The 11,513-nt window shown below is 71.9% G+C and carries 12 protein-coding genes; 7 read left to right on the top strand and 5 right to left on the bottom strand.

Translation table 11 applies throughout. From position 1 onward, the window contains the following. Positions 1-78: 78 nt before the first annotated feature. Both ACWDX9_RS28935 and ACWDX9_RS28930 read right to left on the bottom strand, forming a co-directional pair. Positions 79-1,191 carry a serine/threonine-protein kinase gene (locus tag ACWDX9_RS28935; RefSeq protein ID WP_449959361.1) on the bottom strand — a complete coding sequence of 371 codons (1,113 nt, stop codon included), beginning with the start codon at positions 1,189-1,191 and terminating at the stop codon, positions 79-81. Positions 1,192-1,236: 45 nt separating this feature from the next. After that, positions 1,237-1,935 carry a M50 family metallopeptidase gene (locus ACWDX9_RS28930; RefSeq protein ID WP_449959359.1) on the bottom strand — a complete coding sequence of 233 codons (699 nt, stop codon included), beginning with the start codon at positions 1,933-1,935 and terminating at the stop codon, positions 1,237-1,239. Positions 1,936-1,969: 34 nt separating this feature from the next. On the opposite strand from ACWDX9_RS28930, the gene ACWDX9_RS28925 reads away from it, so the two are divergent. The 3 genes from ACWDX9_RS28925 to corA are packed head-to-tail and all read left to right on the top strand — an operon-like array spanning position 1,970 to position 4,462. Then, the gene (locus ACWDX9_RS28925; RefSeq protein ID WP_449959358.1) at positions 1,970-2,854 is read left to right on the top strand and encodes an amidohydrolase family protein; all 885 of its coding nucleotides are present in this window, start codon (positions 1,970-1,972) and stop codon (positions 2,852-2,854) included. 7 nt (positions 2,855-2,861) lie between these two features. Beyond that, entirely contained in the window at positions 2,862-3,329 is a 468-nt protein-coding gene (locus ACWDX9_RS28920; RefSeq protein WP_350722306.1) for a nuclear transport factor 2 family protein, read from the top strand. Between the two features lie 14 nt (positions 3,330-3,343). Further along, positions 3,344-4,462, top strand: coding sequence for a magnesium/cobalt transporter CorA (corA, locus tag ACWDX9_RS28915; protein WP_449959356.1), 1,119 nt, complete (start codon positions 3,344-3,346; stop codon positions 4,460-4,462). 85 nt (positions 4,463-4,547) lie between these two features. Here corA and ACWDX9_RS28910 read toward each other — a convergent pair whose 3' ends face one another. Further along, positions 4,548-5,315, bottom strand: coding sequence for a Clp protease N-terminal domain-containing protein (locus ACWDX9_RS28910; RefSeq protein WP_449959355.1), 768 nt, complete (start codon positions 5,313-5,315; stop codon positions 4,548-4,550). 33 nt (positions 5,316-5,348) lie between these two features. Continuing rightward, positions 5,349-6,104 carry an IclR family transcriptional regulator gene (locus ACWDX9_RS28905; RefSeq protein WP_449959353.1) on the bottom strand — a complete coding sequence of 252 codons (756 nt, stop codon included), beginning with the start codon at positions 6,102-6,104 and terminating at the stop codon, positions 5,349-5,351. Between the two features lie 48 nt (positions 6,105-6,152). Between ACWDX9_RS28905 and ACWDX9_RS28900 the strand changes: the two genes are divergently transcribed. From ACWDX9_RS28900 to ACWDX9_RS28885, 4 genes are all read left to right on the top strand, one after another. Beyond that, complete coding sequence (locus tag ACWDX9_RS28900; RefSeq protein ID WP_449959351.1) at positions 6,153-7,193, top strand: cupin domain-containing protein; 1,041 nt, start codon at positions 6,153-6,155, stop codon at positions 7,191-7,193. Beyond that, positions 7,190-8,014 (top strand): fumarylacetoacetate hydrolase family protein, encoded by an 825-nt coding sequence (locus ACWDX9_RS28895; protein ID WP_449959350.1) that lies wholly within the window; start codon positions 7,190-7,192, stop codon positions 8,012-8,014. The genes ACWDX9_RS28900 and ACWDX9_RS28895 overlap by 4 nt, the downstream gene beginning before the upstream one ends. Continuing rightward, positions 8,007-8,726 carry a maleylpyruvate isomerase family mycothiol-dependent enzyme gene (locus tag ACWDX9_RS28890; protein ID WP_449959363.1) on the top strand — a complete coding sequence of 240 codons (720 nt, stop codon included), beginning with the start codon at positions 8,007-8,009 and terminating at the stop codon, positions 8,724-8,726. Before ACWDX9_RS28895 ends, ACWDX9_RS28890 begins: the two co-directional genes overlap by 8 nt. 89 nt (positions 8,727-8,815) lie before the next feature. Next, on the top strand, positions 8,816-9,943 hold the full coding sequence (locus ACWDX9_RS28885) for an FAD-dependent monooxygenase (RefSeq protein ID WP_449959349.1): 1,128 nt from the start codon (positions 8,816-8,818) through the stop codon (positions 9,941-9,943). Between the two features lie 12 nt (positions 9,944-9,955). Here ACWDX9_RS28885 and ACWDX9_RS28880 read toward each other — a convergent pair whose 3' ends face one another. Then, positions 9,956-11,494 (bottom strand): heparinase II/III domain-containing protein, encoded by a 1,539-nt coding sequence (locus ACWDX9_RS28880; RefSeq protein ID WP_449959347.1) that lies wholly within the window; start codon positions 11,492-11,494, stop codon positions 9,956-9,958. Between the last annotated feature and the right edge of the window lie 19 nt (positions 11,495-11,513).

The raw sequence follows: 11,513 nt of genomic DNA, 5'->3' as shown, positions 1-11,513 counted from the left end.
CGCTCAGCGACTGGCTCGTCCACACCAACCGCCGCCTCAACGGGTCCTGGATCCAGCGGTACGAGCACGGCGTCCCCGTCACCGGCCTGGAGCCCCCGGTCGCGCCTCGGGGGCGAACGGCGACGGCCGGCCGGGGCCGCCGGGCAGGTGGTTCCCGGTGGTCGGGAGATGGTTGCCCGTGGATGGCAGGTGGTTGCCCGTGGTCGGGAGCTGAGGGCTCCCCGTGTGCTGAGGGCTCCCCGTGTGCTGGGGGCTCCCCGGGGGCTGGGGTTCGCCGGTGGGCGGGTCGTCGAGGCGAGGGCGGGGCACCGTGGACATCGCCGGTCCCGGGCCGGGGTCCTGGCCCACCAGGTCGGTCACCGGCAGGCCCAGCTCGGCCTGCACCTCCTGCAGCCGCCGGGCGAGCTCCCGCGCCGACCCGTACCGCACCTCGGGCTGCTTGGACATCGCCCGCATGACCGTCTCGAGGACCGGCGGCGGCACGTCGGAGCGGTTGATCGGGGGCGGCTCGACGCTGAGCACCCGGTACATCAGCGGCGCGATCGACGGGTCCGTCGGGTTGTGGAAGGCGGGCTGGCCGGCCAGCAGGTGGTAGAGGGTCGAGCCGAGCGAGTAGATGTCGGTCGAGGCCGAGTGCGGCTGCCCGGTGAGCACCTCGGGCGCGGCGTGCAGCGGGGTGAACGCCTGCGACGTGGCCGAGATCTCCGAGGAGTCCACGACCCGGGCCACTCCGAAGTCGGCGATGGCGGGCTCGCCGTACCGGGAGATGAGGATGTTCTGCGGCTTGATGTCGCCGTGCAGGACCCCGGCCTCGTGTACGGCGGCCAGCGCCCCGGCCAGCTTCACCCCGGCCCGCAGCACGTCGGGCACCGGCAGCGGCCCCTCCTTGCGGACCCTGTCGCGCAGCGAGCCGTTCTCGAAGTAGTCCATCGCGATGTACGGCTTGCCGGAGCGGGTGACGCCGGTGTCGAAGACGGTGACGACGTTGGGGTGGCCGGTCAGGCGGCCGGTGAGCTGCAGCTCGCGCTGGAACCTGCGCATCGTGCGCTGGTCGACCCGGTCGACGGACAGCACCTTGAGCGCCACGACCCGGTCGAGGCGCTCCTGGTAGGCGCGGTACACGACGGCGAAGCCGCCCTGGCCCGCCTGATCGAGTACCCGGTAGCCGGGCGCGTCCTCGACTGGCAGCACGGCACTCCCCCCTGTTGCAGGCGAGTTTAGTGCGAATTTTGGGGGTTAGAGCGGATTCATGAGGTACGCGCCGAAGGCCGCGGACGCGACCGACACCAGCAGGAAGAGGAACACGTAGAACCCGCCGGGCAGGAACGTCAGCCTGGCCAGCTGGTCCGCGTCGGAGTCTCGCGCCTGCCGCCTGCGCCGCTTGCGCTGCAGCTCGATGATCGGCCTGATCCCGCCGAACAGCAGGATCCAGACCGCGACCAGGGCGACGACCTGCTGGACCTCGGCGGGCGCGTACATGATCAGGGCGAACACGGCGCCGCCGGTGGCGAGCAGGATGAGCGCGCCGTACAGGTTGCGGATCAGCAGCAGCATGCAGACCAGGAACAGCAGCACGCTCCAGATCAGCAGCGTGATGTGCCCCATCTCGGTCAGCCAGGCGGCGCCCAGCCCCAGCAGCGGAGGCGCCACATAGCCGGCGAGCGCGGTCAGCACCATGCCGGGCCCGGTGGGCCTGCCCCTGGTCAGCGTCACGCCGGAGGTGTCGGAGTGGAGGCGGATGCCTTCGAGTTTGCGCCGGGTGACCAGCGCCATCAGCGCGTGGCCGCCCTCGTGGGCGATCGTGATCAGGCCTCTGGTCACCTGCCAGGGCATGCGGAAGCCGACGAGCACGAACGCGGCGAGAGCCGAGACCCCCACGACCCAGGGGTCGGGGTCAGGCTGAACCTTGATCAGGTGGGCCCAGAGCTGTTCCATCGAGGAGAAACCCTATCCAGGTAGAGTCTCCTGCGTGGCCACAGAACAAGATTCTGACGCCCGGATTCCGGACTGGTGGCGCGGGCTCGGGTTGCCCGGCCTGATCGACCTGCACGTCCACTTCCTGCCGGAGCGGATGGAGCGGCGGGTTTGGCACCACTTCAGGCACGGCGGCCCGCTGATGGGGAACGGCTGGAAGATCGAGTACGAGTGGCCGGCGGAGGAGCGGGTCGCGCTGCTGCGGGCCATGGGCGTGCGCGTGTTCCCCGCTCTCGCCTATGCGCACAAGCCGGACATGGCGCTCGATCTCAACGCCTGGACGCTGGATTTCGCCCGCCGTACACCTGGATGCCTGCCTTCGGCGACCTTCTACCCCGAGCCTGGCGTCGTGGAGTACGTGCGCCGGGCGCTGGAGGACGGGGCCAGGATCTTCAAGGTGCACCTGCAGGTCGGCGGGTTCGACCCGCGGGCCGCCGAGCTGGACGAGGTCTGGGGGCTGCTGGCGGAGGCCGGGGTGCCGGTGGTGACGCACGCCAGTTCGGTGCCCGTGCCGGGCGGGCACATCGGCCCCGGGCCGATCGGCGAGGTGCTGCGCAGGCATCCGCGGCTGCGGGTGGTGATCGCGCATCTGGGGATGCCGGAGTACGACCCGTTCTTCGAGCTGGCCGCCCGCTACGAGCGGGTGGCGCTGGACACCACGATGGCGTTCACCGACTTCGCCGAGCTGGGCATGCCGTTCCCCGCGCGACTGCGGCCGGCATTGCTTGATCTGGGCATTTCAGGCAAGGTGGTGCTCGGTAGTGACTTCCCGACGATTCCATATCCTTACGCCCATCAGCTCGACGCGCTCGCCCGGCTCGACCTGGGCGATGCCTGGTTGCGGGCGGTGTGCTGGGGCAACGCAGCGGCCATGATCTGATAGAGGAGTGAACGATCGGCACGTCGCGCTCATCGGCGCTTTCTACGACGCTCTGGGGCGCGCGGACTTCGCGGCCATGGAGCGCTGCTACCACCCCGAGGTCAGCTTCGGCGATCCGATCTTCCAGGAGGTCGAGGGGCGTGACCGCGTGATGACGATGTGGCGGCTGCAGCTCGGCGTGCGCGACGGCCTCAGATCCACCTACGGCGACGTGACGGCCGACGACTTCACCGGCACCGCGCACTGGACGTCCCGCTACACCTTCTCCAGGACCGGGCGCCAGGTCGTCAACGAGATCGACGCGCTGTTCAGGTTCGAGGGCGACCTGATCGTCCGCCACCACGACGAATTCGACTTCAGGCGCTGGTCGAAGATGGCGCTGGGCAGGCCGCACGGGCTGCTGTTCGGCTGGACGCCGATGTGGCGCAAGACCATCAGAGACCGCGCCACGCAACGACTCGACGAGCTCTCTTAGGTCCAGGGAGGGCCATGGCCAGGGTGAAGGGGTTCAGGCGCAGCGGCGACGTCCACGAGGAAGCGCCCGAGCACTCGATGGACCCGCGTGCCACGGAGGAGCGGCCCTACCGGCCGACCGTCATCGACAACGCCATCTACCGCGACGGCAGGCGCGTCGACACCCCCGGCTCCCTGGGCGCCGCCTTCGAGTGCCTCAAGGAGATCCCGGGCAGCATGGCCTGGATCGGCCTCTACCGGCCGAAGGAGTGGGAGCTGGTCAAGCTCGGCGAGGAGTTCGAGCTGCACGAGCTGGCGCTGGAGGACGCGATCGTCGGCTCCCAGCGGCCCAAGGCCGACCGCTACGGCGACACGCTGTTCGTGGTGCTGCGGGCCGCGCGCTACCTGGACGACGTGGAGGAGGTCGCGTTCGGCGAGGTGCACGTCTTCGTCGGCCCCAACTTCGTGATCACCGTACGCCATGCCGAGGCCCCCGACCTCCAGGCCGTGCGCAAGCGCATGGAGTCCGAGCCCGAGCTGCTGCGGCAGGGCCCGCAGGCCGTCCTGTACGCCATCCTCGACGCCGTGGTCGACGGCTACGCCCCGGTGGTGGCCGGGCTGCAGAAGGACATCGAGGAGATCGAGGTCCAGGTCTTCGGCGGCGACCCGTCGGTGTCGCGGCGGGTCTACGAGCTGTCCGGCGAGGTGATCGAGTTCCAGCGGGCCACGGCGCCGCTGGTGGGCATGCTCCACGCGTTCATCGCGGGGGCCTCCAAGCACGGGATGAACGACGAGCTGCAGAGCTACCTGCGTGACGTGGCCGACCACGCGATCACGGTGTCGGAGCGGATCTCCGCGTTCCGGCAGATGCTGCAGGACATCCTGGTCGTCAACTCGACGCTGGTGACGCAGGCGCAGAACGCGGAGATGGCCCGGATGACGGAGGCGAGCATCCAGCAGGGCGAGGAGGTCAAGAAGATCTCCGCCTGGGCCGCCATCCTGTTCGCTCCGACGTTGGTCGGAACCATTTACGGGATGAATTTCGATTTCATGCCGGAAACGCACTGGGCATTCGGGTACCCATTCGCGATCGTGCTGATGGCGGCCGTCTGTCTGACCCTTTATCTCGTCTTCAAACGCCGCGACTGGCTCTGATCGTCACCACGTGGCCCCGATCACGATCCCGACCACGATCAGGGCCACCAGGGTGACGCGGATGGCGGCGGACACCTCGTGATCCTCAGGTGTCCAGCCCCACGTGCGCTTCCAGCCGCTCGAGCCGCTGGACGAGGGGCTGCAGCTCCTGGCGGACGGCGGCGGACAGCATCGCCTGGACGGCGGCGGGCCGGCCCTGATCGCCCTGGGCCTCGGCGTCCTGCTGCGTCTGCGCCCGCAGGTGGACGTACCCGGCCAGGGCCGCCACCACGGCGCGCCTGGTGAGCCTGGGCTCGGCGCCCAGCCCGCGCAGGACCTGGCCGGCGGTCCCGTCGGGCTCGGCGACGAGGCCGAGCAGGAGGTGCTCGCAGCCCACGTAGTTGTGGCCGAGTGAGGTCGCCTCCGTGACGGCGAACTCCAGCGCATTGGCCGCCGCCCCGCTGAAGTTGCGCGGCTCCGAACCGCCGGCCGCGCCGGGGGCGGGCTGGTGGCGGGCGAGGTCGCGTCCGACCTGCTCGGGGTCGATCTCCACGGCCCGCAGGACGTGCAGGGCCAGGTTGGTCCCCTCGCTCAGCATGGCGCCCAGCAGGTGCTCGGTGCCGACGGCCGCGGCCCCTTCCGCCCTGGCCTGGTCGGCGGCCAGTTTGAGGACGGTGCGCGTCCTGGGCGTCAGGTGCCTCAGCGCCCCGGTCGGCTCTTCGAGGTCGAGGTCGCTCAGGACGGTCTCCCTGATGGCGGTCACCCGGCGGACCGCCTGTTCCAGCGCGCGCTGGCACACCGCCGACACCGGCACCCCGGCCTGCTTGACCGCTTCCGCGAGTTCGTCCGGCAGGTAGACGTTGATCTTTGGCATACCCCTATAGTAACCCCCATGGGGTTACACTCGTCAAGTGTCGGGGAAATCGGTCAGCGCCTGTTCGGCCTCCCTCACCGCGGCCTTCAGCTGAGCCGCGAAGAACCCCACCCGGTCCGGGCCGAAGCGGGCCGAGGGGGCCGAGATCGACAGGGCGGCCAGGGCCGTTCCGTTCCCGTTGCGGAGGGTGGCGCCGATGGCGGAGACGCCGCGTTCCGTGCCGTCGATGTTGAGCGCGTAGCCGCGGGCCCTGGCGTCGTCGAGCTCGCGGGTCAGCGTCGCGCGCTCCTGGTCGGAAAGGTCGGGGTAGAGGTCGCGGAGCTGGTCGGGGGGCAGGGTGGCGAGCAGGACCTTGCCGCCGGAGGCCCGGCGGGCGGGCAGGATCGTGCCGCGGCGGTCGCCGACGTGCAGGATCTGCGACGACTCCACGCTGTCCAGGAAGCGCACCTCCGTACCGACCCGGAGCATGAGGTTCACGGTCTCCGCGGCCCGCGCGCACAGCGCCTCCATCGCGGGCCTGACCCGGGCGCGCAGCTCGCGAAGGACCGCCCCGCCCGCGCCGGCCTGCGTCGAGGTGAGGAACGGCCCCGGCAGGTACGTGTGCTGCTCGTCCTGCACGGCGAAGTCGCGGTAGACGAGCATGGCCAGCAGGCGGTGGGCGGTCGAGCGGGCGATGCCCAGCTCCCTGGCGACGTCGGCGACCTTGAGGCGGCCCTGGTCGCGCAGCATGTGCAGGAGCAGCAGCACGTTGTCGACGGAGCCCAGGGCGTAGGCGGGCCTGTTCTTCATAGCAGAATGCTAGTGCCGTATACAGAATCACCTCCTAGCGTGGGCTCCATGAACCCAGAGGAGAGGCTCTACGCCGACTTCGCGGCGGAAGACCTGGTTCCGTTGTGGACGCAGGTCGGCGACCTGATGCCGGAGCGCCCGAAGCCGAAGGCGCGCCCGCACGTGTGGGAGTGGAAGACGCTCTACCCGCTGGCCGAGCGGGCCGGCGAGCTGGTGCCCGTCGGGCGCGGCGGGGAGCGCCGGGCCATCGCGCTGGCCAACCCCGGCCTGGGCGGGATGCCGTACGCGACGCCGACCCTCTGGGCGGCCATCCAGTACCTGGGGCCGCGCGAGGTCGCCCCCGAGCACCGCCACACCCAGAACGCCTTCCGCTTCGTCGTCGAGGGCGAGGGTGTCTGGACCGTCGTGAACGGCGACCCGGTCGCCATGCGGCGCGGCGACTTCCTGCTGACTCCCGGCTGGCACTTCCACGGGCATCACAACACCACCGACGCGCCCATGGCCTGGATCGACGGGCTGGACATCCCGCTCGTGCACTACACCGACACCTCGTTCTTCGAGTTCGGCCCCGACCAGGTCACCGACGTGACGACGCCGAGCGTGTCGCGTTCGGAACGGCTGTGGGCGCACCCGGGGCTGCGTCCCGTCTCGGCGCTGCAAGCCACGCCCAGCTCGCCGATCGCCGCGTACCGCTGGGAGCACACCGACCGGGCGCTGGACGAGCAGCTGGCGCTGGAGGACGAGGGCCACCCCGGGACCGTCGAGCCCGGCCACGCCGCCGTCCGCTACACCAACCCCACCACCGGCGGCGACGTCATGCCGACGATCAGGGCCGAGTTCCACCGGCTGCGGGCGGGGACCGCGACGGCCGCGCGGAGAGAGGTGGGGTCGTCGGTGTACCAGGTGTTCGACGGTGAGGGGTTCGTGACCCTCGACGGCGCGGAGCGGCGGCTGTCGCGCGGCGACCTCGTCGTGGTGCCGTCGTGGTGCGCGTGGTCGTTCCGCGCCGAGACCCGTTTCGACCTGTTCCGTTTCGCTGACACGCCCGTTTTCGAGGGCCTGCGTCAATATCGAGAGGAGTTCGTGTGAGGCTCGCGACGCTGCGGCTGCCGCACCGTACGACCGCCGCCAGGATCGACGGCGACCTTGCCGTGGAGGTCGGCGCGCCCGACGTCGGGGCGCTGCTGGCCGATCCGCGCTGGCGGGAGGTGGCGGCCGCCGCCGACGGGCCCCGGCATCCCCTGTCCACGGCCGACCTCGCCCCCGTCGTCCCCCGGCCGGGGAAGATCGTCTGCGTGGGGCTCAACTACCGCAACCACATCCTGGAGATGGGGCGGGAGCTGCCGGAGCATCCGACGCTGTTCGCCAAGTTCGCCGAGGCGCTGGTGGGGCCGTACGACGACATCGCGCTGCCCGCCGTCTCCGAGGCCGTCGACTGGGAGGCCGAGCTGGCGGTGATCATCGGCACGGCGGCCCGGAACGTGTCGCCCGAGCAGGCGGCGGCCTCCATCGCCGGCTACTCCGTGATCAACGACGTGACCGCCCGCGACTACCAGTACCGCACGCTGCAGTGGCTCCAGGGCAAGACCTTCGAGTCGAGCACGCCGTTCGGCCCGCACCTCGTCACCCCGGACGAGCTGGAGGGCGTGACGATGACCATGCAGTGCGAGGTGGACGGCGAGGTGGTGCAGGAGACGGACACGTCCGACCTGGTGTTCGGCCCGGCCGAGCTGATCTCGTACGTGTCGCGGATCATCACGCTCCAGCCCGGGGACGTCATCGCCACCGGCACGCCCGGAGGCGTCGGCCACGCCCGCAAGCCTCCTCGCTACCTCGCCGACGGGAACAAGGTCGTGACCCGGATCGCGGGCCTCGGCGAGCTGGTCAACGTGGCACGCCGTGATGCCTGACCTGGGCTGGATGGACGCCGGCACCGCGTACTTCGAGGCGCAGGTACGCGGTGCCGACCTCGGACGGCCGAGCCGGCTGCCCGGATGGTCGGGACGGCACGTGGTGGCGCACGTCGCCGCGAACGCCCGCGCTCTCGGCAGGCTGGTGCATTGGGCGCGGACGGGTGAGGAGCGTCCGATGTACGCCTCGGCCGAGGCCCGTGACGCCGAGATCGAGGACCTGGCCGCCCGGCTGGACGCCGCCGCGCTGGAGAGCCTGGCCAGGGAGACGTCCGAGGAGTTGCGCGACGCCCTGGGCGAGCTGTCCGGGGACCGGTGGGACGCCCGCGTGCGGACCGCTCAGGGGCGGCTCGTGCCCGCGTCCGAGGTGGTGTGGCTGCGGACCCGCGAGGTTTGGGTGCACGGCGTGGACCTGGGCGGGCGGTTCGAGGATCTGCCGGGCGAGCTGGTGGACGCGCTGCTCACGGATGTGACGGCGCTGTGGGCACGGCGCGGCGACGAACCCGCGATGGTCCTACGCCCCACCGACCGCCCCACCGACCGCCCCACCGACCGCCCCACCGACCGCCCCACCGACCGCCTCGCCACCTGGCCGTCCGATGGGGAGGGCCTGCCGGAGGTGCGGGGGATGGCCGCCGAGCTGGCCGCCTGGGTCACCGGGCGCGGCCCCGCCCCCGACCCCGCCGCCCCCGACATCGCCCGCTGGCTCTGAAGGCTCGGGCTCTCAAGGCTCGGACTCTGAAGGCTCGGGCCCTGAAGGCTCGGGCCGGGCGCGAGCGTCGTCGGTGGAGAGGAGGGCTCGTGGTCGAGGTGGTCGAGGTGGTCGTCGTCGGAGGCGGCATCGGCGGGCTGGCGGCCGCCTTCGCGCAGGCGAGGGCCGGGCGGACGGTCCGGGTGCTGGAGCGGTCGGCCGAGTTCGGCGAGGTGGGCGCCGGGTTGCAGCTCGGCCCCAACGCCACCCGCGTGCTCCACCGCTGGGGCCTGCTGGACCAGGTGATCGAGAGGGGCGTGCTCCCCCGGCGGCTGGTCTTCAGGGACGCCCTGACCGGCGAGGAGCTCACCCACCTCGACCTGGGCGAGAGGTTCCGGCGCCGCTACGGCGGCCCCTACGTGGTGGCGCACCGCGGCGACCTGCACGCCGTCCTCCTGCGGGCCTGCACGGCCGCGGGCGTGGAGCTGTTGAACGGCCGGCACGTCGAGCGGGTGGACGCCGGACGCGCAAGGGCCCACTGCGCGGACGGCGAGGTGCACGAGGGTGACGTGGTGGTCGCGGCGGACGGCCTGCAGTCGGTCCTGCGGGCCCAGCTCGTCGCCGACCAACCCTACGATTCCGGATTTGTCGCTTATAGGGGCACCTGTCCGCTCCCGGAGGGCTTCGACGTCTCCGACGTGGTCGCGTACCTGGGCCCCGGCTGCCACTTCGTCCAGTACGCCCTGCGCGGCGGCGAGCTGCTCAACCAGGTGGCCGTCTTCCGCGGCCCCGGCGATCTGGAGGCGGCCTTCGACGGCTGCTGCGACGCGATCGGCAAGGGCCTGCCGTACCTGTGGCGCGAGCGCCACTGGCCCATGCTCGACCGCCCGCCCATCGGCACCTGGGTGCGGGGCAGGCTCGCCCTCCTGGGGGACGCAGCCCACCCCATGCTCCAGTACCTGGCCCAGGGCGCCTGCCAGGCCATCGAGGACGCCCACGAGCTGGCCGAGCAGTCGGCGGCCGGCGACTGGGACCGGGCGCTGGCCGCGTACCAGGAGATCCGCGTGCCGAGGACGGCGCGCGTGCAGACGACGGCGCGGCTGTGGGGCGACATCTGGCACGTGGACGGCGTGGCCCGGGTGCTGCGCAACGAGCTGTTCCGGACCAGGGACCCGGCCGCCCACGACTACGTCGACTGGCTGTACGGCGGTCCGCGTCCAGCGGACCGCGATAGATAGCGGGGTGTGCGTCTACGGGGGGTGAAGCGTGACGGGGCCGTCCGGGGTGTGGACGGTCAGCGCGTCGCCGGAGACCGACACGCGCGGATCGGCCGCGCCCGGCACGATCACGGTCAGCACACTCGGGGCGGCGGGGGACACCACGGTCGCCACCTCGGCGGTCCGCAGGTAACCGGTCGAGACCAGCCCGGGCCGCACCCCCAGCCCCACCCCCGGGAGCTGCAGCAGCGTCACCCGCCAGTCCCCGTCCCCGAGCACCACCCGGCCGTCGCCCCGGGAGACCACGTGCAGCGACGGGTCGAAGTGCCACAGGCTGCGCAGGGTCCCGACCTCGACGGAGTCGTGCACGGCCATCAGGTCGGGCCCGTGGTTGACGAGGACGCGCCGGGTCCTGGTCACCCCGTAGGCGTCGTCGGCCAGCTCGAAGGACTGGCGCGACGGCTCGACGGACGATCCGACGAGCCGTGTGGCCGTCTCCGGGCGGAAGGCCCCGGCCACGACGGGCACGTTGTGCGCCTCGGGCGAGCGCGTCCACTCCACGTACCCGGTGCGCTCGTAGGAGTGGAACCCGGCCTCGACGAGGATCCGGCGGCCCTGGGCGCTGTAGGTGACGCCAAGGTGGTCCTCGTGCCCGTGCAGCCGCCGCCCGGGCCCGAACCTGATCGAGTAGAACGCGGATCGCGGATCGTCCCAGGCGGTCCTGCCGAAGACGTACCCGCCGTCGAACACCCGCACCACCGGCCCCTCGTGCGGGAACCCGTCGGCGCGGGTGTCGGCCGGGCTGTCGCCGATCGGGGCGAGGCGGCCGTCGGGCTGGGTGGCGTGGGCGACGTACGCCTCCAGCGCGGCCCGCCGGGCGATGAGCCGCTGGGGCGGTGCGGCGCCGCTCTCGCCGATCGCCCGCAGCGCCGTGCCGAGTCGCCGGTGCACATACAGGCCGTAGCGGGGGGCCTGCTCCTGGAGCACCCCCTGGCTGTCGATGGCCAGCTCGGCGGAGGCGGTCATCCTGCGGATGGCCAGATCGCGCCAGCGTGCCCGGCCGAGCCGGCAGCCGACGACGAGGAGCCCGATGTCCTGGTCCAGGCCGTGGTTGTGGCCCGCGCGGTAGAGCGACGAGTCGGCCAGGATCTCCCCGTGCTCGGCGAGGCTGTTCCACAGTGCCCGGCTCCGCACGTGCTCGCTGAGGCACACGAGCGCGGGGGCGCGTAACGCGACCGCGTGCTCGGCCCACGCCCACGGGCTGACCCCGCGGCCGCCGTGCGGGTTCTCGCGGATCCAGTGCTCGGCCAGGGTGCTCGCGCGGTCGAGGTACGCGGGCTCGCCCGAGCGCTCGTACTCGGCGACCAGCCGGCCCATCCAGCGTAGCGCGTGCAGGTTCAGCGCCCAGGAGCGGTTGCCGTGCGGGTTCGCGGTCCAGTCGACGTCCGTGCCCAGCTCGACCGGCGGCAGGCCGACGAACGTGACCTGCCCGCGCATCACCTCCTCCACCTTGATCAAGGGAAACTGGTCGCTCAGGCAGATGGCTTTGCCCGAGATCGCACGCCAGAACACGTCGGGACTCCTGTTTCAG

It is taken from the genome of Nonomuraea sp. NPDC003201 (assembly GCF_053590415.1).
The sequence above is the reverse complement of the archived record's forward strand: the minus strand, read 5'-3'. Positions and strand labels throughout refer to the sequence as shown.

Bases quoted from the DNA above. Each gene is read 5' to 3' on its own strand.
- ACWDX9_RS28930 (WP_449959359.1), bottom strand. From the start codon at position 1,935: ATGGAACAGCTCTGGGCCCACCTGATCAAGGTTCAGCCTGACCCCGAC.
- corA (WP_449959356.1), top strand. From the start codon at position 3,344: ATGGCCAGGGTGAAGGGGTTCAGGCGCAGCGGCGACGTCCACGAGGAA.
- ACWDX9_RS28910 (WP_449959355.1), bottom strand. From the start codon at position 5,315: ATGCCAAAGATCAACGTCTACCTGCCGGACGAACTCGCGGAAGCGGTC.
- ACWDX9_RS28905 (WP_449959353.1), bottom strand. From the start codon at position 6,104: ATGAAGAACAGGCCCGCCTACGCCCTGGGCTCCGTCGACAACGTGCTG.
- ACWDX9_RS28900 (WP_449959351.1), top strand. From the start codon at position 6,153: ATGAACCCAGAGGAGAGGCTCTACGCCGACTTCGCGGCGGAAGACCTG.
- ACWDX9_RS28890 (WP_449959363.1), top strand. From the start codon at position 8,007: ATGCCTGACCTGGGCTGGATGGACGCCGGCACCGCGTACTTCGAGGCG.